The 20,814-nt window shown below is 37.7% G+C and carries 24 protein-coding genes; 17 read left to right on the plus strand and 7 right to left on the minus strand.

The window, feature by feature from the left end; all coding sequences use genetic code 11:
* Positions 1-57: 57 nt before the first annotated feature.
* Together FEE95_RS19375 and FEE95_RS19380 are read left to right on the plus strand one after the other, a co-directional pair.
* Complete coding sequence (locus FEE95_RS19375) at positions 58-501, plus strand: hypothetical protein (RefSeq protein WP_138659689.1); 444 nt, start codon at positions 58-60, stop codon at positions 499-501.
* Positions 502-592: 91 nt separating this feature from the next.
* Complete coding sequence (locus tag FEE95_RS19380; RefSeq protein WP_138659690.1) at positions 593-1,630, plus strand: quinone-dependent dihydroorotate dehydrogenase; 1,038 nt, start codon at positions 593-595, stop codon at positions 1,628-1,630.
* Between the two features lie 24 nt (positions 1,631-1,654).
* Here FEE95_RS19380 and FEE95_RS19385 read toward each other — a convergent pair whose 3' ends face one another.
* Positions 1,655-2,077, minus strand: coding sequence for a Dabb family protein (locus FEE95_RS19385; RefSeq protein ID WP_138659691.1), 423 nt, complete (start codon positions 2,075-2,077; stop codon positions 1,655-1,657).
* A gap of 86 nt (positions 2,078-2,163) precedes the next feature.
* Here FEE95_RS19385 and FEE95_RS19390 point away from each other — a divergent pair, with 86 nt between their 5' ends.
* Both FEE95_RS19390 and FEE95_RS19395 read left to right on the plus strand, forming a co-directional pair.
* Positions 2,164-2,790: a LysE family translocator gene (locus FEE95_RS19390; RefSeq protein ID WP_138659692.1), complete on the plus strand. Its 627-nt coding sequence runs from the start codon at positions 2,164-2,166 to the stop codon at positions 2,788-2,790.
* 32 nt (positions 2,791-2,822) lie between these two features.
* Entirely contained in the window at positions 2,823-3,689 is an 867-nt protein-coding gene (locus FEE95_RS19395) for a hydroxymethylglutaryl-CoA lyase (protein ID WP_138659693.1), read from the plus strand.
* Here the strand turns inward: FEE95_RS19395 and FEE95_RS19400 are convergent.
* The 3 genes from FEE95_RS19400 to FEE95_RS19410 are packed head-to-tail and all read right to left on the minus strand — an operon-like array spanning position 3,686 to position 5,515.
* Complete coding sequence (locus FEE95_RS19400) at positions 3,686-4,045, minus strand: hypothetical protein (RefSeq protein ID WP_138659694.1); 360 nt, start codon at positions 4,043-4,045, stop codon at positions 3,686-3,688. The two genes, FEE95_RS19395 and FEE95_RS19400, sit on opposite strands and share 4 nt — an antisense overlap.
* 5 nt (positions 4,046-4,050) lie before the next feature.
* Positions 4,051-4,605: an FMN-binding protein gene (locus FEE95_RS19405; protein ID WP_138659695.1), complete on the minus strand. Its 555-nt coding sequence runs from the start codon at positions 4,603-4,605 to the stop codon at positions 4,051-4,053.
* On the minus strand, positions 4,589-5,515 hold the full coding sequence (locus tag FEE95_RS19410) for a DUF6607 family protein (RefSeq protein WP_138659696.1): 927 nt from the start codon (positions 5,513-5,515) through the stop codon (positions 4,589-4,591). The genes FEE95_RS19405 and FEE95_RS19410 overlap by 17 nt, the downstream gene beginning before the upstream one ends.
* Positions 5,516-5,619: 104 nt before the next feature.
* Here FEE95_RS19410 and FEE95_RS19415 point away from each other — a divergent pair, with 104 nt between their 5' ends.
* From FEE95_RS19415 to FEE95_RS19455, 9 genes are all read left to right on the plus strand, one after another.
* Entirely contained in the window at positions 5,620-7,713 is a 2,094-nt protein-coding gene (locus FEE95_RS19415; RefSeq protein WP_138659697.1) for a TonB-dependent receptor plug domain-containing protein, read from the plus strand.
* A gap of 11 nt (positions 7,714-7,724) precedes the next feature.
* Positions 7,725-8,351, plus strand: coding sequence for an HmuY family protein (locus FEE95_RS19420; protein WP_138659698.1), 627 nt, complete (start codon positions 7,725-7,727; stop codon positions 8,349-8,351).
* Positions 8,352-8,569: 218 nt separating this feature from the next.
* Positions 8,570-9,754, plus strand: a complete 1,185-nt coding sequence (locus FEE95_RS19425) for a transporter (protein ID WP_138659699.1) — start codon at positions 8,570-8,572, stop codon at positions 9,752-9,754.
* 123 nt (positions 9,755-9,877) lie between these two features.
* Entirely contained in the window at positions 9,878-10,414 is a 537-nt protein-coding gene (locus FEE95_RS19430; RefSeq protein WP_171037091.1) for an FMN-binding protein, read from the plus strand.
* Positions 10,414-10,914 carry a hypothetical protein gene (locus tag FEE95_RS19435; RefSeq protein ID WP_138659700.1) on the plus strand — a complete coding sequence of 167 codons (501 nt, stop codon included), beginning with the start codon at positions 10,414-10,416 and terminating at the stop codon, positions 10,912-10,914. Before FEE95_RS19430 ends, FEE95_RS19435 begins: the two co-directional genes overlap by 1 nt.
* A 52-nt stretch (positions 10,915-10,966) precedes the next feature.
* On the plus strand, positions 10,967-12,439 hold the full coding sequence (gene guaB / locus FEE95_RS19440) for an IMP dehydrogenase (RefSeq protein WP_138659701.1): 1,473 nt from the start codon (positions 10,967-10,969) through the stop codon (positions 12,437-12,439).
* 58 nt (positions 12,440-12,497) lie between these two features.
* Complete coding sequence (locus FEE95_RS19445; RefSeq protein WP_138659702.1) at positions 12,498-13,307, plus strand: hypothetical protein; 810 nt, start codon at positions 12,498-12,500, stop codon at positions 13,305-13,307.
* A 23-nt stretch (positions 13,308-13,330) separates the two neighbouring features.
* Positions 13,331-13,978, plus strand: a complete 648-nt coding sequence (locus FEE95_RS19450) for a class I SAM-dependent methyltransferase (protein ID WP_138659703.1) — start codon at positions 13,331-13,333, stop codon at positions 13,976-13,978.
* Positions 13,979-14,046: 68 nt separating this feature from the next.
* Positions 14,047-14,820, plus strand: a complete 774-nt coding sequence (locus FEE95_RS19455) for a hypothetical protein (RefSeq protein WP_138659704.1) — start codon at positions 14,047-14,049, stop codon at positions 14,818-14,820.
* Between the two features lie 75 nt (positions 14,821-14,895).
* Here FEE95_RS19455 and FEE95_RS19460 read toward each other — a convergent pair whose 3' ends face one another.
* A complete protein-coding gene (locus FEE95_RS19460) occupies positions 14,896-15,372 on the minus strand; it encodes a thioredoxin family protein (RefSeq protein WP_238474630.1) in 477 nt (158 codons plus the stop codon).
* A 134-nt stretch (positions 15,373-15,506) separates the two neighbouring features.
* Positions 15,507-16,748: a diaminopimelate decarboxylase gene (gene lysA, locus FEE95_RS19465; protein WP_138659706.1), complete on the minus strand. Its 1,242-nt coding sequence runs from the start codon at positions 16,746-16,748 to the stop codon at positions 15,507-15,509.
* A gap of 262 nt (positions 16,749-17,010) precedes the next feature.
* Here lysA and FEE95_RS19470 point away from each other — a divergent pair, with 262 nt between their 5' ends.
* The 4 genes from FEE95_RS19470 to FEE95_RS19485 all read left to right on the plus strand — a co-directional run bounded on the left by FEE95_RS19470 (position 17,011) and on the right by FEE95_RS19485 (position 20,298).
* Positions 17,011-17,652 carry an LON peptidase substrate-binding domain-containing protein gene (locus FEE95_RS19470; protein WP_138659707.1) on the plus strand — a complete coding sequence of 214 codons (642 nt, stop codon included), beginning with the start codon at positions 17,011-17,013 and terminating at the stop codon, positions 17,650-17,652.
* A gap of 104 nt (positions 17,653-17,756) precedes the next feature.
* Positions 17,757-18,950 carry an ADP-forming succinate--CoA ligase subunit beta gene (gene sucC / locus FEE95_RS19475; RefSeq protein WP_138659708.1) on the plus strand — a complete coding sequence of 398 codons (1,194 nt, stop codon included), beginning with the start codon at positions 17,757-17,759 and terminating at the stop codon, positions 18,948-18,950.
* Positions 18,951-19,179: 229 nt separating this feature from the next.
* Positions 19,180-19,518, plus strand: coding sequence for a hypothetical protein (locus tag FEE95_RS19480; protein WP_138659709.1), 339 nt, complete (start codon positions 19,180-19,182; stop codon positions 19,516-19,518).
* Between the two features lie 435 nt (positions 19,519-19,953).
* A complete protein-coding gene (locus FEE95_RS19485) occupies positions 19,954-20,298 on the plus strand; it encodes a hypothetical protein (protein ID WP_138659710.1) in 345 nt (114 codons plus the stop codon).
* A 51-nt stretch (positions 20,299-20,349) separates the two neighbouring features.
* Here FEE95_RS19485 and FEE95_RS19490 read toward each other — a convergent pair whose 3' ends face one another.
* Positions 20,350-20,736 carry a DUF1456 family protein gene (locus FEE95_RS19490; protein ID WP_138659711.1) on the minus strand — a complete coding sequence of 129 codons (387 nt, stop codon included), beginning with the start codon at positions 20,734-20,736 and terminating at the stop codon, positions 20,350-20,352.
* Between the last annotated feature and the right edge of the window lie 78 nt (positions 20,737-20,814).

The following is a 20,814-nucleotide window of genomic DNA, read 5'->3' on the forward strand; positions in this document are numbered from 1 at the left end:
TAAAAATACTGTTTATACAGTAACAATTCTAACAATTGAATTTAGAAACCAAAAATCATGTATTCCAAAGTAATCGTTCCTATAATTGCTTTACTCTTAATTTCTTTTTCAGGAAATGCCCAAGATTGCACTTTAGATGTAGGGGGTAAAAATTCGGAGATGCTCATCAAGGTTTTTCAGATGAATGCTGAACAAATTACCAAGATGGAAGCTTTACGGGCAGAATTGCAGATTGAAACAAAAGTTGTTGAAGATGAGATTCAAAAGCTTTTTGACAACCACCCCCAGAGCACACCAGATGAATTGACCACACTTTCAGAAAAATACAAAGTGTTGCAGCAGAAAATAGTATTGGCTTCTAAAGCTACAGATAAAATGCTATTATCAAGCTTTAATGAAAAGCAATACAATCGGTATTTGGAACTTTGTTATGAAGCGATTCGAAAGCCTATAAAAGTGACTCCCGCAGTTCTAAAAGATTCTATTGTAGATCCTAAATAATTGTCAACCGAAGTCTGTTGATAAAATCGCTTGAGATAGGGTAAATACTCATAGTGACTTCGTATTTTTGTGGAAACTTCCTCTGTATTCCATGTATAAATTTCTCATTCGACCTTTTCTTTTTTTTATGAATGCGGAAAGGGCGCATTATTTCACCTTTTCGCTTGTTGAATTTTTATCCAAAATGGGTTTCTCAGGACTCTTTAGAGCACTTTATTTGGTCGAAGATAAACGATTGGAACGTGAGGTTTTCGGACTCAAATTTAAAAACCCGGTAGGACTTGCTGCGGGATTTGATAAAGACGCGAAACTCTACAACCAATTCTCAGATTTTGGCTTCGGATTTGTAGAAATAGGTACGCTTACCCCAAAACCACAAGACGGAAACCCTAAACCAAGACTTTTTCGTCTAAAGCCGGATCAAGCGATTATCAATCGTATGGGTTTCAATAACAAGGGTGTTTTCGATGCAGTAGAACGATTAAAAAAAGAGCATAAGGTGCTTGTTGGGGGAAACATAGGAAAGAATAAAGTAACTCCGAATGACGAAGCCGTTAAAGACTATTTGATTTGCTTTGATGCACTTTTCCCCTATGTAGATTATTTTGCTGTCAATGTTAGTTCACCAAATACTCCCGGACTCAGAGAACTTCAAGATAAAGAGCCTTTGAAGGCTTTGCTTCATGAGTTGAAAAAAGAAAACTTGAAATTCCCAGAGTCGAGGAGAAAGGGGAAACCTATATTGCTCAAAATAGCGCCTGACTTAACAGATGATCAATTGCTTGATATCATTGAAATTGTAGAAGAAACTAAGATTGACGGTGTAATTGCCACAAATACAACCATAGCCAGGGATAATTTAAAATCTGATTTGGTTTCTACCGAAGAAAAAGGTGGCTTAAGCGGAAAACCACTAACAAAAAGGAGTACGGAAGTAATTCGGTTTTTAGCCGAAAAAAGTGGAAAAGCGTTTCCGATTATTGGAGTAGGAGGCATTCATTCTGCAGCGGATGCTTTAGAAAAATTAGAGGCAGGTGCTGACTTGGTTCAATTGTATACCGGTTTTATTTATGAAGGTCCGTCGTTAATAAAACGAATTAACAAGGCGCTTTTAAAAAGGGCGAATTAGGAAATATAGTTTTAAACTACGAACTTATTTCGTCCAATAATCAACTACCAAAACATCATCTAAATGTGGTCCTAAGACTTCACCAAAAGCTTTATGGTCTGGGTGGGGTAGATAAATGGCCCGGTCTTCTTCACTTTCAAAAGTGAGAAAAAAGCAATGTGTAAAACCTTTCTCTAATCCTTCAGGACTGTTGTTCAATCCCCATTCATAGCCCTTTATCTGAGGTATTTTAGATGGTAGGGCCGTAAAGGCATCTTCTACCTTTTTTATGTCATTTGCTGAAGTACCTTCTTTAAACTTAAATAGAACTACGTGACGAAGTAAACTGTCTGTTTTCATAGAAATGGATGCTTTGGATTCATCTTGGTCTAATTTCCATGTAGCGGAAACACATACCAGAGAGGCGAAGGCCAAAAACAACACTAGGGATATTCCTTTGGTGCTCATTGGTTTTTGATTTTTTGTAAGATATGAAAAATGGGTAATACTTCTTAGGATTTCGTATTTTTCTCCTTTAACACACTTTTTCCATTTTGAATTACGAAATTCTTATTGCTTTTATTGGTGCAACTGCTGCTCTTGCAATTTCACCCGGGCCAGACAATATATATGTGTTGATGCAAAGCATCACCAATGGAAAAAAGTATGGGTTGGCTACTGTTGCCGGACTCATGACAGGTTGTTTGGTACATACCACGCTTTTGGCGTTTGGAGTATCGGCTATAATCAAACAAAGCGACCAACTCTTTTTTAGTATTAAACTCTTTGGGGCTGCTTATCTTTTGTATCTGGCAATTCAAGTTTATCGAAGCGATTCAGAGATAAGTCTGACAAATGATACAACTCCAAAAAAAAGTTTGGCCCAACTTTTTCGACAGGGTTTCATTATGAACGTTTTGAATCCGAAAGTGACCATTTTCTTTTTGGCCTTTTTTCCAGGTTTTTTGTTCAGTGAATCATTACATACAGTAGTTCAGTTTTATGTCTTGGGATTTCTTTTCATTGCTGTTTCATCGTTTATATTTAGCACTATTGCAATTTTATCAGGAATGATTTCTGAAATGATTACGAAGAACTCAAATGTGGGAACCATTCTAAAGTGGCTACAGATTATTGTTTTTGTTGGCATTGCCTTGTACCTGTTACTATCAGATAAATAGTAGTAATTTTACATTACCAATTCGTTGCTTAAATGTCAGAAAAAGTTAAAGTCATTGAATGCCCTAGAGATGCTATGCAAGGAATCAAAACCTTTATTCCAACAGAAGATAAGGTGCGTTATATTCAGTCGCTTTTAGGGTGTGGTTTTGATACCATTGACTTTGGTAGTTTTGTTTCGCCCAAAGCCATTCCACAAATGGTAGATACGGCAGAAGTATTGTCCCTATTGGATTTATCTGATACAATTAGTAAGTTGTTAGCGATAGTTGCCAATGTTCGAGGAGCGAAAAACGCATCCGAACATAAAGAAATTCAATATCTGGGCTACCCCTTTTCGATTTCGGAGAACTTTCAGATGCGGAATACGCATAAGACGATTGAACAATCCGTAGAAACACTGCAAGAAATTTTGAATATTGCCGATGCATCCGGAAAGGAAGTGGTTACTTATATTTCCATGGGATTTGGGAATCCATACGGAGACCCTTGGAATGTGGAAATCGTAGGGAAGTGGACTGAAAAATTAGCTGCGATGGGCGCACGAATTTTATCGTTGTCTGATACTGTGGGAACATCAACTCCTGAGGTAATAGATTATCTGTTTTCAAACTTGATTCCCAAATACCCCGAAATTGAATTTGGCGCTCACTTACATACAACGCCTACCAAATGGCATGAAAAAGTAGATGCCGCTTACAAGGCGGGTTGTAGGAGATTCGACGGAGCAGTTCAAGGTTTTGGCGGCTGCCCTATGGCCAAAGATGAGCTCACTGGAAACATGCCCACAGAAAAAATCCTTTCCTATTTTAATACAGCGAAAGTGGATTCGGGTGTCAATTGGTTGGTTTTCGAAGCTGCTTATAACAAAGCATCGGAACTCTTTTCAGAGTATCACTAGTCGCTTTTACAGATTCCTCCTAAATAGTTGTCCAAATTCATTTGAAATAGTGTACCCTCTACTAAATCTTGTATTCCATTCAATTCTTTTACATTCACAGCAAAGGTGATTTGTGGTGCGGGCGAATCAATTAATAGTGCTTTGCAAGAGTCATTATTGACACAGTCCTTACAAAGTGAGTTATTATCTTTTGTGTATTGGATATTTTTAGAAAACTGCGTCAATTCCTCTTTGGACAATAGTAATCCCGTATCTCTAAAGACGATTTGAACTTTCATTATGTCTTTGACTTTATTTCTTTTCCATTGAAAAGCGACGCCGAAACTATTATGGTATATGGGATGTATGTCTTGCATGCGATTTATTTAATTACTTCGTTTTCCTTTAAAATTTGTATACCTTTTAGAACGTCTCCGACTGCTTTTGTCATGCTTGAAGCGGAAATAGTAGCCCCAGAAATTGCATCAATATCTACTCCATAAATAGGACTATCTTCTAGGGAAAGTCCTATAAACTGTTTTAGCCACCTTTGACTGCCGATTTGCTTCCCATGTTCTTCGCGATAAATCAGGACTTTCGATTTCTTAATGGTAAAATCAATATTGAATAGCACGATAAAATCGAACTTTTTTTTCATGCTTGGGGCCACACCCAAATACAAATAGCCTAAAAAGTTTGAATCACTATAGATTTCAAAAAGACTATTCTCCGTAAAATCGGCAGCCGTTTTGGTATTCCAATCAGCAGGAATGGCTATGTTTTTCAAAACGCCGGTCCCTACCTCAAAGGTGGAAAGAATGGCAGCATCTATTTTCTTTTGCAACCTCGGACTTATATCTCCCTCAGAAAAGGAAAATAGGATTCCCACAAATAATGATACGGCCGCTACTAGCAAGATTCTATCTGCCTTCAACATCGGAAACAGGTTTATCAGTAATGAATTTTTTAAGTAAGCTGCTTATATCTCGTCTCTTCGCATTTTCTTTTTCCAATTCATAAAAGTGCATGAACAAGGGCTGTTTATTCACTGATTTGAGAAGGGTTAACTCACCCGTGCGATTGTACACGTCATCCCATGAATTTCGGACTTTGCTCCAGAATTTAGTATTGTTGGCCCACCAGTCTTTTGCCGGTTTGCATTTTTCGTCCGCTACTTTAGTATACACATTATAGCCCTTTTCTTGTGCCAACAGAATATCTTCTTGTCCGTCTTCTCGAATGACTTTGTCATTATCTTGTTCGTGTAACCATCCTGATTCAATGATTTCATGACGGTTTCCCCGAAGCATAACATTGTAATCTTTTCGTTTGGTGTATTCTCGTCTGGGTAAGGGAGAATCGGTTTTGTTTTCCCAATAATGTTTGCCGTCAGCATGTATCCATGTAGCGGAGCCGGAATATCTGGGACTGTCATCTACCTGAAAAACCTTCTGTGTCCACTGCCCTTTCACACTTTCTTTAGGTAAGGATTTGAATTTCCAAGTGTTGTCTTTGTCATAGTAGAATACATCTTGGTTTTCGTATTCCCAATCTTGTCGCCAGTGTTTTATAACTCGATCTTTGTTGACAAGTAATAGATGTTGTATCGATAGTTTATTGTCCTCATCTTCGATAAGTTCCGCCCATTCTAGGGCTCCAGAAGTGTAATCCAAATGTTTTTCATAATCAATTTCTGGTGCAAAAGTCTCGGTATACTTAAATGTAACTTCATAACAGCCACACATGTTTTTTATGGACTCAATGTCCTGTTGTTTTTTGTTTTTTTCTGTCTGACCGAATACCGAAACTAGCATCGATAGCATCCCCAATAAAGTCAATTTTCTCATTTTAAATAGTTTAAAAGTTGCTTTAAATATTTCTTTGTCAAAAATAGTATTTTTATTTAGACTGATTAAAAATAAAGTATATATTTGTTGAAAAATTATTAGGAATGAATCTAAATAGTGTTTTAACGCTTGTTTTTATTGGGGTTTTGAGAGCCTCTGTTTTTGGGCAAGAAATACCTGTTCAAAAAGATTCAGTACTTATTCAAGATTTAGACGAGGTAATTGTTACCGCCACACGTACGGTTCGACAGCTTTCTTCAGTGCCACTTCCAGTAACTTTGATTTCTAAAAAACAGCTACAAAAAACTGGAGTAATTCGTCTGGATGAAATTCTAAACGAACAAACGGGAATTACTACCGTTGCAGACCAAAGTGGATTTAACGGGATACAAATTCAAGGTATTTCTTCGGATTATGTGATGATTTTAATTGATGGGGTTCCTTTGGTAGGAAGGTCTGCTGGAAACTTCGATTTAAGTCGATTGGCTGTTGGAAATATTCAACAGATTGAAATTGTAAAAGGTCCCTCCTCAAGTCTATATGGTTCAGAAGCCTTGGGTGGCGTGGTCAATATTATTACCGAAATACCAAAAGAAGCTTCTTTGAATGGAAACGTCTCTTATCGTTTTGCTTCATTCAATACCCAAGATGCCAACCTTAGTATCAAACAGAAGTTTAAGAAGTTCGGCTATTCGTTTTATGGAAACTCCTTGCGTAGCGATGGCTATGACCTGCGCCCCGAAGTTGAAGGGCAAACAGTAAATCCCTTTGAGAATTACACCTTTAATGGCCAGCTATTCTATAACTTCTCTGATCAGTTGAAGTTATTTACTTCGGCGAGATACTATATGGAGAATCAGGATGTGACACTTTCAGTGAATGACCAGTTGATTGAGGGCTTGAGCGATATCAATGATGCCAATGCACATATTCGTTTGGATTCTGAAATCAATACGAAATTGCAATTGCAATATGAGTTTTACTATACAAATTATAAGGCTTCCGAAGAATTGCAAAATACGGTTTCCAATACACTGTTTAGCCAAAATGACTACGACCAAAAGCTATTTCGGCCAGAAATAAGAGCTACGTATACCGTTAAATCAAAAAATGCCATAACAGCGGGAATAGGCTATAGTCATGAAAATCTGGACCGAACATTTTTCGACCAAAAAGTTTCCTTTGATTCGCAATATGTTTATGCGCAGTATGATTTTTATCCATGGAAAAAACTAAACCTCATTCTAGGAGCTCGTTTTGATAACCATAGTGAATATCAATCACAATTTAGCCCGAAGGCTTCCCTGAACTTCAAACTGAGTGATGCGATTTCCCTGAAAGGCTCTGTGGGCTCAGGATTTAAAGCTCCCGATTTTAGACAACTTTATTTCGATTTTACCAATGCGGCAGTAGGCTATACGGTTTTAGGATATAATGTCGCCATGGATAAGGTAAAGGCGTTGGATTCCCAAGGACAACTTTCAGATATTCTATTTGACCTTGAGGACTTAGAAACACCTTTACGAGCTGAAAGTTCGGTAGGGTACAATATCGGGGCGGGTTATACAAAAGCCAAAGTGAAATTGAACTTTAACCTATTTCGAAACGACTTTAAGAACCTGATTGATACAAGGGCGATTGCCAGAAAGACAAACGGACAAAATGTATTTAGCTATGCCAATTTCGACCGTATTTATACTACAGGTTTAGAACTGGATGCAGAGTATAAACTCACTGATAAACTAACACTTTCCGGAGGATATCAGTTGTTATACGCAAAAGACAAAGAAAAAAAGGTGGCTTTGGAACGGGGCGAGGTATTTGCGCGTGACCCCAAGTCGCTGCAAACGGTTGCTCTAGACAATTCCGATTATTTCGGGCTCGTCAACCGTTCCAGGCACACCGCCAATTTTAAGCTATTTTACGAAGTCCCAAAATGGAATTTCAACACCAACCTGCGAATCAACTATAGAAGTAAGTACGGACTTTTCGACGGTAACGGCAACGGAATCATAGATACCTATGACACCACTTTTGTAAATGGCTATGCCCTAGCCAACCTCACTTTGAACAAGATATTTTCTGATAAATACACTTTGCATCTAGGAGCGAATAATCTCTTTGATTATCAAGATGCAGAAAACATACCCGGTCTCGCCGGAATACAACTATTCACCAAAATAAACATTCAATTTTAAATTCAATTCTTATGAAAATGACATCCAAATTTTTGACACTACTTTTTATAGCAACAGTTTTCAACTCATGCAATGATGATGACAATGAACCATCATTAGTTGCTGTTGAAAGTAAAACTGCAACCAATATTCCTGCTCCACAAACAGGAGGGCAGGGACAACCGGTAGGCGGACCTTTTACGAAATTTAGTTTTGCTACTAGTGCAGTAACTACAAGTGATACGGATTGGGATATCGCTTTCCGAGGAACAACAATTGCCTTAAATGGCGGAGCCGTTACAGGTACAGATGATGAGCCGACAAGAAATGGCAATGCAGGCGCTTCAATCGCCTCTGGTACTTTTGTAAGTATTTCAGATGCCGCAGGATTAACTTTTGCTCAAGATGCGGATGGGGCTTTTGCTATCCCCACAGGTAGTGATAATGGCTGGTACAACTACAACCCACAAGTAAATCAAATTTCACCCATTCCGGGAAAGGTTTTGGTTATCAGAACACATGACGATAGATATGCGAAGGTTGAGGTTTTAAGTTATTATAAAGATGCGCCGGCCCAGCCTGATGCAACTTCGGAATCGCGTTATTACACTTTTAATTACGTCTACAATCCCAATGAAGGAGAGACTTCTTTGGAATAAATGAGTTTGAGTTGGTTTAGTTTGAAAGGTCCATTTTTCTTGGTTAGTTGATGGGCCTTTTTTTATCAATCTTCTAGTCTTTGCAACACAATATTGCCTTATCGTTAAATCTTTAAGTTTATTTAGATTTAATTTAAATAAAGTTTGTTCAAACCAAATTTGATGTTAAATTTGCGCTTCGAAAAATTACCTATCTATAACAAGTCTAAATAAGAATAATGTCAAAACAACTTCTTTTACCTTTCGTTTTTTTTCTTTTAACCATAAGTTTTTCCTTTAGCCAAACACAGACCGATTCTATCACTTTTGTTCCGCAATCACAATTAAATGCTGCCCAGCGATTGCTTTCTGGTAATTACGCTTCTGCGGTAACCGTAAGTGCGTATGCAGAGATTCTGTATAATCAACCTGAAGCGGATAATGGAGAACTCGACGTACAACGAATGGTATTGCTTTTCGGTTATCGATTTAATGAAAAAACACAGTTCATTACTGAAGTTGAACTAGAGCATGTGAATGAAGTTTTCATTGAACAGGCCTTTGTAAATTATGCTATTGGTAGTAATGTTAGTTTACGTGGTGGATTGATGTTGGTCCCCATGGGAATTATCAATGAATTCCATGAACCAACAACTTTTAACGGGACTGAAAGACCGGCTATGGATAATGCTATAGTGCCAACTACGTGGAGAGAAATCGGTATTGGTGCCGCAGGTCGATTCAATGATATTTCCTTAGGATATCAGGTTTATGTTTTTAACGGATTTAAATCTACAGAAGCTAATGGTGAAGGTGGCTTATCAGGCTTCCTAAAGGGTTCTAATGGCTTAAGAGGTGGTCGCCAGAAAGCCATTCAATCTACTATTGATAGTCCTACATTATCTGCAAAATTAGACTATTATGGTATTCCCGGATTGCGTTTGGGCTTTTCCGGATACTTTGGAAAAACACAAGCGACCGACGATATCGAAGAAATTGAGGGCGCAAATATTGGCATCAGTATGCTAGGCTTAGATGCCCGTTATGCTTATCAGAGATTTACAGCTAGAGGGCAGTTTGTTCATGCTTCGCTTTCGGATACCGATTTATATAATACTGCCACGGGAAGAGACTTGGGTAGTGCTTTACAAGGGTTTTATGTGGAAGGTGCTTACAATCTTCTTCCGATGACCAAAAAGCAAAAACTATTTGCCTTTGCTCGTTATGAAAAGTTCAATACGCATGCTAATACCGCAGGTGATTTGGTAGCCAATGATGCTTACGACAGAACTGATGTTACAACAGGTCTTACCTATCATATTGCTCCAGGAGTAGTTGTGAAAGGGGATTACCAATTCCGTTCCAACGCATCGGATGTCGATACAAAAGACAGATTGAACTTCGGTATAGGAGTTTGGTTCTAAGAAACTGGTTAGTGTTTAATTCCTTCTCCGCTTTGATGAAAGTCGAATGAGAAGGGATTAAAATTGTTAACAAAAAATAAGGTTATTTTTATTGAGATTGATTCTAAATTAATACATTTGCCCATGCTTCAGAAAAAAAGATTTTTTGGTGTTGTATTGTTCAGTGCAATGGTCTTATTTGGTTTTGGACTTCCTAAAAATGTTCAGAAAAAAGTAACCAAAGAGGTTCAGAAAGCATTTGAAATTGAGAGTTTCCAGATGCATGCTATTGCAATATCCGAAGAACTCAATGCAAAAATTCCAAGTAAAATAGGTACAGATAACTTTTATAAACTGACGCAATCTAATGAGCTCATAGGTTATGCTTTCGTAGATCAAGCACCGAGTAAGACGGCTAAATTCGATTACTTGGTTGTATTTGATGCTGATTTAAAGGTGAAGCATTCCAAGGTACTTATCTACCGCGAGGAATATGGTGGTGAAATTGGGAGTAAAAGATGGTTAAAACAATTCCTTGGCAAAACTGGGGGAGACCGTGTTGACCACGAAACTAATATCGATGGTATTGCCGGGGCAACGATTTCAGTTCGTTCAATGACTAATGCAATGGATGACTTATTGCAAACTATAGAAATACTTCAAGCAAATAAAGCCTTGTAATGCATTACAATGGGCTTTTACTTTCTTTTCCCAAGGAAATAAAAATCTTTATCGCAGCTTTCGTTGTTATTCTATCCATTGGCTTTTTTACAGGCTTACTTTTTGTATCTCAGACGAGTACAACGTCTCCCAATGGAATTGTAGAAAACTACAACGGTAATGAAGAAGACGAAGATGCTGAGGTCATGAAGTTCAAAAAGAGTGAACGCGAAATGTTAACTATCGTACATACCCATATTCTTTCCATGTCTTTTATTTTCTTTTTGTTAGGGGGATTGGTTTGGTTGACGAAGCTTTCTAAAAAATTGAAACTCTTTTTAACCGTTGAACCTTTTGTTTCGGTAGTATTGACTTTCGGAGGCATCTATTTTCTATGGACGGGCCTTCTATGGATGAAATACGTAGTTGCTTTCTCTGGATTTTTAATGACAGCAACCTTTACGATTTCTGCAATTTTAGTGCTATACCAATTGACTTTGAAACCTGCTGAAAGTAACTAAAGGAATCCCAATAAAAATCACTACATTTGCTCGCAATTAATCCTTAATTGCTATGCAAGCTCACCTTGACAAAATTGTTGGAGAAGGTCTTACTTACGATGACGTACTCCTTGTTCCTGCCTTTTCAGAAGTACTTCCCAGAGAAGTAAATATTCAAGCCAAATTCACACGTAATATTACTATCAATGTGCCTATTGTTTCCGCTGCCATGGATACGGTTACTGAATCGCGCATGGCCATTGCTATTGCACAAGAGGGCGGTATTGGGGTTTTGCACAAGAACATGACAATCGAGCAACAAGCGATTAAGGTCCGAAAGGTAAAGCGGGCAGAGAGTGGTATGATTTTGGATCCCGTTACGATGCCCCTTGATTCCAAGGTCAGTGATGCCAAGGCCAATATGAAGGAACATAGCATCGGAGGAATTCCAATTGTTGATGATGAAGGCAAATTAATCGGTATTGTTACCAATCGTGATTTACGTTTCGAAAAAAATAATGAAAGACCAATTTCAGAGGTGATGACCTCAGAAAATTTGGTTACGGCCGCAGAAGGAACTTCCCTCTCGGAAGCCGAAGACATTTTACAAGAACATAAAATTGAAAAACTACCCGTAGTAAATAAAGACAACAAGCTTGTCGGATTGATTACTTTCAGGGATATTACCAAGCTCACTCAAAAACCAATCGCGAATAAAGACCAATACGGAAGGCTCCGTGTTGCCGCGGCCTTAGGTGTTACCGGAGATGCAGTGGATAGGGCAGAAGCATTGGTAAATGCAGGAGTTGACGCTGTAGTTATTGATACGGCTCATGGTCATACAAAAGGTGTTGTTGCCGTCTTAAAGGAGGTTAAAAAGAAATTTCCTAAACTCGAAGTTATCGTCGGTAATATTGCTACTGGTGAAGCAGCCAAATATTTGGTTGAGGCCGGAGCAGATGCTGTTAAAGTAGGAATCGGTCCAGGATCCATATGTACAACTAGAGTAGTAGCCGGGGTAGGTTTTCCGCAATTCTCAGCCGTACTAGAAGTAGCTGCTGCCATCAAAGGAAGTGGAGTTCCAGTAATCGCCGATGGAGGAATTCGTTATACAGGAGATATTCCCAAAGCCATCGCAGCGGGCGCTGATACTGTAATGTTGGGTTCACTGCTAGCTGGAACAAAAGAATCTCCGGGAGAAACAATTATATACGAAGGAAGAAAATTCAAGTCGTATCGTGGTATGGGTTCTGTGGAAGCCATGAAGCAGGGTTCGAAAGACCGGTATTTTCAAGATGTGGAAGATGATATTAAAAAATTGGTGCCGGAAGGTATTGTGGGTCGGGTTCCTTATAAAGGTGAATTGTATGAGAGCATTCACCAATTTGTCGGTGGGTTAAGAGCAGGAATGGGCTATTGTGGCGCAAAAGATATAGCTAAACTTCAAGATACAGGTCGCTTTGTTAAGATAACCGCAAGCGGCATCAATGAGAGTCATCCTCATGATGTAACCATTACCAAGGAATCCCCTAATTATAGCAGATAAAACCATATTGATTGATACAAAGAATTCCCCCATTTTGCCTTGACATCTCTTCTAAGTGATGAAAATAGGCATACATATCACTTTCTTTTATGTGGAAGACAGACTGCCTTACCTGCAAAAAGTTGTTCAGAATATATATGAACTTAAGGCCGAGACCCAGATTTTCATTTACACCAACGAAGAATTTGAATTACCATTTCAAGAAGGTTCCATTCAGTATATCATTTATAAGTACCAAAAGAATATTTTTAGATTCGGTTACAATAGTCTTTTTAATAGAATGGGTTTAAAACAGCTCTTACACCCATTTTACTTGACGTGGGAGAATAGGGAAAAGATTTCTGCGAGGATAGAGGAATTTGACGTTCAAGTTTATTTGGAGGATGATATGGCCTTTACACAAGAAAATCTTGAGTATTGGTTACAACATAAGGATGCCGTTTTAAAAGCAAACTACAATTTGGGTTTTTTACGCACAGAATTAGACAGCCAAGATGTGTATATAACCGATCTTACTAGCCCGCTTTCCCAAACAGTTGAAATTAATGGCGATCATTACCTTCTCAACAATAATAATCCCTATTACGGATTTTGGATAATGGACAAGATTGAATTGAAAAAATTTATTCAAAGCGAAGAATGGTCTATGCAATTTGAGCAATATGGAATTCGTGAAAAATCTGCAATTGGTTGGCATGGAGAAAATATGTCAAAATATAAAGGTACTTTAATACCATTGGAAACTCGAGAAACGGGTCATTTTACGAGTGAAGGTGCCGCTATACGACATTTACCAAATAACTATATTGGCCATGAGACGTTTTGTACGGTAAAGTTTCCGATTGCAATTGAGGATTTGAATACCTAAATTCTCTGTTTTAAATACGAATTATGGATTATAATAATAAAGCTGGCGATTACTTTAATCACGAACGTCCAGAAATGTTGGCTTTTCTTCCCGAAGGTTGTAAACGTGTTTTGGATATTGGTTGTGGTGAAGGCACTTTTATTAAGCAAGTTAAAGACAAATATAAGACGGAAACCTGGGGCATTGAACTTATGGAAAAACCAGGTAAAGAAGCTGAAAAGGTATTGGACAAAGTATTTATTGGTCCTTGTGAGAACTTTATTGAGGAGCTTCCTGATAATTACTTCGATGTTATTTATTGCAATGATGTTTTGGAACATTTGGTGGACCCGTATTCCGTTTTAGGAATCATTAAAAACAAATTGTCTAAAAATGGAGTTGTGATTAGCTCCATACCAAATATTAGATATCACTATGCCTTCAAGAAAATAATACTACAAAAGAAGTTTGAATATGAAGGGCATGGAATTTTCGACAAGACCCACATGCGGTTTTTTACAAAAAGTAGTATTGCAAAAATGTATGCCGATCAAGGCTATACTGTTTTAAGTCATAAGGGGGTTAATCGTACTAGGTCGTTAAAGCCTTATTTATATAACATTCCGTTCTTCTTTACGGCTATGGATATGTTTTATTTGCAATATGCAACCGTGGCAAAGAAATCAGACTAAATTGATAATGAACCGTTTATAGGAATTAATTATTAACTTCGAGGTACAAATAACTTAATCCCCCTAAAATGGAAAACGGAAAATCATCAAAAAAAATCACAAAGATTGTCGATGACACTATGTCAACGGAATCTGGTAGTAATGACGCTACATGGTCGCCGACAGCGGAAAGTAAGTCAAAAGCAACCACATTTAGAATTATTGCAGTATTAGGCTGGCTATTGGCTATTGGCTGTCAAGTCTTCGCTTATTTTAAACTACAAGAAGTCCCGGTCAATATGACTTGGATGATTGGCTTAATCGTTGTCGCCCTTATTTTTGCAATAATCGGGAATATACTTTGGAAAAAGTCGAATCGTTTAGATCCGGCATCAGAGAAGAATAAAACGAAGTTCTTTATTCAGAATCAGTTAGGTTTGATAATTAGCGTTTTGGCATTTCTACCCATGGTCATCCTTATTTTTACCAACAAAAACTTGAACGGAAAGCAAAAAGGTATTTTAGGAACTATTGCCATTGCCGCGCTGGCGGCAGCGGGTTTAACAGGTACCGAATTCAATCCGGCTTCTGTTGAACAATATACAGAACAGACGAAGCAGGTCGAACTGCTCAATGATGGTGTAAATAGCGTCTATTGGACACCTTCTGGTAGAAGTTATCATTTGTATCAAGATTGTTCCTATATCAATGGCAAGCGAACCAATGAGATTTTTCAAGGGACTGTTGCTAAAGCGAGGGAATTGAAAAAGATTACTGACCTGTGTGATAGATGTCAAGGCAAAGCCAAAAAAGCAAAAGCTCTAGATGTAGGTACGGAACTTCAGAAGACAGGTTCAGATTAAGAAGATTCACAAAAAATACTTACTATAAAGTGTTCTTTCAATTTGTTTTGAAAGGGCACTTTTTAGTTTTGTACTTTATTTCCCTTTACCAGAATAGGTTTTCCAATCTTTCTCTTTGTAGATATCATCACCAAAATACTTGGCAATATTTAAGAAAGGCCCTGGTTTTTGATACCCAGGTACTGGTGAAAGCATATTCATTTCCTCGTCAAGGAAAACAGTTGTGGGATAACTCAATTTGCCACCCATCAAGGCTGCAGCGAACTCATGATATCCTTTTCTTCCGGATGGAACAAAGTTAAATGTCTTTCCCTTAAATTCAATAGGTTCTTTTCCTTCTCCATCCAGTTTGACCATGTAGAAGTTTGATTCCATATAAGCAGCTACTTCGGCATTTTGAAAGGTATCCTTATCCATTTTCTTACACCAGCCACACCAGTCTGTGTAAACATCAACAAATATTTTCTTCGGATTTTTCTCAGTAGTTGCCAATTCAGCAGCCTCGCTCCATGAAAGCCATTTTACTTCTTGGGCACAAATAGTGTTGACCATTAATGCCACAAATAGAAAAAGGATGAAATGCAGTGATTTTGGGACGCTTATCTTCATGAGATGCAATTTTTCTGTATTAGTCCAAAGACTATACCAAAACTAACGAATTTCCCCGACCTTTATTTCAAAAGGTTCTATTTAACCTTCACGGTTTCCTTTACAGGCGCAAACAAATCTTTGACATCAACTTGGTGTTTAATCAAATCATCGAAATTTTCTCGCTCACGGATTAAGTTAGCTTTCCCATTATGCCATAATACTTCAGGTGGTCTGAACCTTGAATTATAATTGCTGGCCATTGTAAAACAATAGGCTCCAGCATTTTTGAAGCAAAGGACATCGCCTTCGGAAATCTCATTGATTCTGCGGTTGCTAGCAAAGGTGTCGGTCTCACAAATGTATCCTACAACCGAATAATAGCGTTCCCTTCCTTTCTCATTGGAAATGTTCACTATAGAATGATTTGCCCCATATAACATCGGACGGATTAAATGATTGAATCCGGAGTCGATACTTGCGAAGACTGTGGAAGTAGTTTGCTTTACCACATTTACTTTTGCCAAAAAGAATCCCGCTTCACTAACCAAAAATTTTCCTGGTTCGAAAGCCAATGTCAATTCTTTCCCGTATTCTTTGCAAAATTCGTTGAATCGAGAGCTTAGTTTTTTGCCTAATTCCTCAATATTGGTTTCGATGTCCCCTTCTTTGTAAGGAACCTTGAATCCACTTCCAAAATCAATAAAGTCAAGATTAGGGAAGTTCTTCGCCGTTTCGAAGAGAATTTCCGAAGCATATAAAAAGACATCAATGTCCAAAATATCACTTCCTGTATGCATGTGAATACCATTGATATTCATCTTGGTTAAATTCACAATACGTAGTAAATGAGGAATTTGATGAATGCTGATTCCGAATTTAGAATCGATATGGCCCACGGAGATGTTGGAATTCCCTCCGGCCATAACGTGTGGGTTGATTCGAATACAAACAGGAATATCAGGATGCTTACTACCGAACTGTTCTAATATGGAAAGGTTATCGATATTGATTCGAACCCCTAATTTGGCGGCTTCTTCTATTTCTTCCAAAGAAACCCCGTTGGGTGTAAATATGATTGCCTCGGGTTTGAAACCTGCTAATAAGCCGAGCTGAACTTCTTGAATCGACACGGTATCTAAACCGCTACCTAAGCTATTCATTAGCTTCAAAATAGCAAGATTCGATAGTGCTTTGGCGGCATAATTCAATTTCAGGTTTTTGACGCCACTAAAAGCATTCGTTAGTCTTTTGAATTGAGAAACGATTTTTTGAGAGTCATAAACATATACGGGGTCTCCGTATGTTTTGGCGATTTTAAGTAAATCAGCATTCTTCATAGTGCAAACGATTTTGGACAAATCTAATTTTCTTAGACCTTCTAACAAAAAAAAAGATGCGACATACAATAAATACAACAATTTGTTGTATTTGAAACAAATTATGGTTTTAAATTCATTTGTTGAAGAGCCAGTGGTATCGTATTTTTACTCGATAATCGAGATTTAAAAGGTCTAGGGCTTGGATCAATAGGTAAAGCCTTTTCTAATCGAATGCTTGGGGCCTCTCCTCGAGATTGTTCACACAAATTGCTATTGTACTATGAAGTTACCTTTATTCCCTTTACAGTCTATATTTTTCCCGGGTGAGACCGTCCCTTTGCACATCTTTGAGGAACGATACAAGCAGCTAATAATGGACTGTCGAGAAGAGGCTATTACTTTTGGCATTCCTGTTTATATATATGACAGCATTCTTTTCGGAACGGAGGTACAGCTGGTCGAAATCGTAAATTCATACGAAGGAGGTGAGATGGATGTTACTTGTGTAGCCCGGCAGGTTTTTAAAGTAAACGCCTTTGAGAACCAAATGGAAGGGAAGTTATATGCGGGCGGAGATGTCGAGTTTTTGGACAATATCAATGATACTAATGATGCAAGTAAAAAAGAAGTTCTAGGACTTCTGGAAGCCTTGTACAATTTAATGTCCGTGCCTTTTACTCCAATAGAAGTTGACAAATTCCATAGTTATGTTCTTGTGCATAAGATGGGGCTCTCTTTCGAACAAGAGTATGAACTTTTACAAATATCTCGCGAAAGTGAACGATTAGCGTTTATTAAAAATCATTTGGTTACAACCATTACAGTTTTAGAAGAAGTAAATCGAACCAAACAAACTATAAAGCTGAATGGGGACTTCAAGAATTTTGACCCCCTTGATTTTGATGACTACTCGGTTAAGTGACCTATTTTTTCTTGTAGACTCATTAAATTCTGTTCACTATTATTTTAGTGTAAATCATAATCGTTTCCTATTTTTGCACCCGAACCTAAATACACCTTATATATATGAATCTTCACGAGTATCAAGGAAAAGAAATTTTAGCCAGTTTTGGCGTTCGTATTCAACGCGGTATTGTCGCACATAATGCAAAAGAAGCGGTTGATGCAGCTAAACAACTCACGGCTGAAACCGGCACAGGATGGCATGTAATCAAAGCTCAAGTTCACGCTGGTGGTAGGGGTAAAGGTGGAGGCGTTAAATTGGCCAAAAACCTAAAAGAGGTTGAAGAAATTGCTGGTCAGATAATAGGAATGAATTTGATTACACCGCAAACTTCGGCTGAAGGAAAGAAGGTTCATCAAGTATTGATCGCTGAGGATGTATATTACCCAGGTGATAGTGAAACAAGTGAATTCTATATGTCTGTTTTATTAAACAGAGGTTCTGGAAGAAACATGATTATGTATTCTACTGAAGGTGGAATGGATATCGAAGAGGTGGCAGAGAAAACACCACATTTGATTTTTACGGAAGAGATAGACCCTTCAACAGGGTTGCTTCCTTTTCAAGCTCGAAAGATAGCTTTTAATTTAGGCTTGTCGGGAACTGCCTTCAAGGAGATGGCTAAATTTGTTGCTTCTTTATACAAAGCATATGTTGAAAGTGATTCTAGCATGTTTGAAATCAATCCGGTTTTAAAGACTTCAGATGATAAGATAATGGCCGTTGATGCGAAAGTATCCATTGACGATAATGCCTTATACAGAAGAAAGCAATACGCCGAAATGCGTGATTTGCGTGAAGAAAACCCCATCGAGGTCGAAGCTGGTTCATTAGGATTGAATTATGTGGATTTAGATGGAAATGTCGGTTGTATGGTCAACGGAGCCGGACTCGCCATGGCAACGATGGATTTAATCAAAATGGCGGGGGGAGAACCAGCAAACTTTTTAGATGTAGGTGGCACTGCAGATGCCAAAAGAGTTGAGGAGGCCTTCCGTATCATTTTAAAAGATGAAGGAGTTAAAGCTATTCTGGTCAATATATTTGGAGGAATTGTACGTTGTGACCGTGTTGCAAATGGTATCGTTGAAGCCTATAAGAATATGGGGGATGCTATCAATGTTCCAATCATCGTTCGTTTACAGGGAACGAATGCTGAGATTGCAAAAGAGATTATAGATAATTCTGGCCTAGCGGTACATTCTGCTGTTCAATTTCAGGAGGCTGCTGATAAAGTCAAAGAGGTTCTTAGTTAGAGTTTAGAACTTATATCAAGTAAACAAAGAGTCGTATATTATACGGCTCTTTTTTTTGGTCTAAAAAATTAACATACTGATTGTAATCTCGTTAAAATGTGTTAATTGGGAATTTTATCTGTAACCATTCTAATAGTTCGTGCGTCCTTTTAGTAATTCATCAATTAAATAGTAATCAGATTTTGAAAAAACCGGTTAATCCCCGGGTCAAAATCAAAAAACGAACATCATGAAAAAAATCAGTTTGATGTTGGTAGCAATAATGCTACTAGCAAGTACAAGTGCTTTTGCGCTAAATGAGAGACCGAACAATAATCCATCGAAAGAACTGAAGGGTAAAGTAAAAAAGCTCCTAAACGGTTATTTCGAAATGACATCAGATGAAAAATTTGATGCTACCGTAATTTTTACGGTTAACAAGGAAAAGGAGATAGTAGTGCTCTCTGTAGATTCCGAGGACAAAGATTTCTGTCAGTTTGTGAAAAATAAACTGAACTACAAAGGAGTCAAAATTGAGGGTATAATTCAGGGCAGACGATATACGCTGCCGATAACTGTTCAAACCTAACTTATTTTCGAAATTGAGAATAAAGGGGTAATATTTTAATAATATTGCCCTTTTCTTTTTCTATAAAATGTGCAAAGTCATTCCTTTTTCCCTTTCCGAATAGAGCTTTTTTTGAATATCTACTTTGATTTTTATAAAGTTTGATGTTCATCAGGTGTGAAAGTTTTGAAATTATTTTTCCATACTATTTCACGAGCTATATATAGATGCGAAAGATCACCCCGCTTCCGTATTTGCTAGCGTCATCTTCTTTTTCTTAAGAGTTTTTTAAAGGTTTAATGAGGTAGTTGATTCAATTAAAAAAATGTTAAAAGTGATTTCGGCTGTAACATTCTCCTTTTCGAGACGTCTTTTTAGTAATTCATCAATTAATTAATAATCAAATCCTGAAATAAAATCGTCAATCAACGAATCAGGGTTAAAAACAAACAAGTCATGAAAAAAGTTAGTTTAATGCTAGTAGCAGCTTTGCTACTTTCTACAGGAAGTATTTTTGCAAATGATTCAAAAAAAGGAGTAAAATCTTCTAAAAGTCAAAACCTATCTGAACAGATTGGGGATTACCTAAACGACAACAACTTCGACGAAAAACAACAAGGCTATGAAGCACAAGTGCTTTTTATGCTAAATGACGATAAAGAAATTGTAGTTCTTTCTGTTGATACTGATAAAGAAGAACTTGAAGGCTTTATTAAAAGTAGATTAAATTACAAGGAAGTGGCCTTAAATGATTATGAAGAAGGCAAAAAATACACGGTATCAGTACGTGTTGCTAGTTAAAGGTTGGTCAATGACTAGCAATTTAAAAGTCCTATCTCGAGTAATTCGAGGCTAGGACTTTTTTTTACCCGCCGAATTGGAGGGTTTGTTCTTATATTTTACAGGGTCTATATCCCAATTTGCTTTTTTACGTTGAATCGCTTTGTACACCGGTTTGGGTTTATCACTTTTCTGAACATTCTTCTTTTGTGAAAGGACTTCTCCCGGGTTTTTAGGATTCTCTTTCGTTCCCCGCAAATGAATTACGAGTCCGTTTAGAAAGTTTCGCAATACTTGATCACCGCATTCCATATAATTCGGATGATCTTCTTTTCGAAAAAAAGCGCCCAACTCACTCTTGGACATTTTAAAATCGGCTAATTTCAAGATATCCACGATTTCATCATCCCTCAGCATTAATGCTACTCGTAGTTTCTTGAAAATATCATTATTGGTCATACAATTCTATTTGCTCGCAAGATATTACAAAATTCGTGTTGCCTAGTAATTTGGTAGTTGTTTGTCGATAATTTATAC

This window comes from Maribacter algarum (ex Zhang et al. 2020) (assembly GCF_005885635.1).
Taxonomy (GTDB): Bacteria; Bacteroidota; Bacteroidia; order Flavobacteriales; family Flavobacteriaceae; genus Maribacter_C; species Maribacter_C algarum.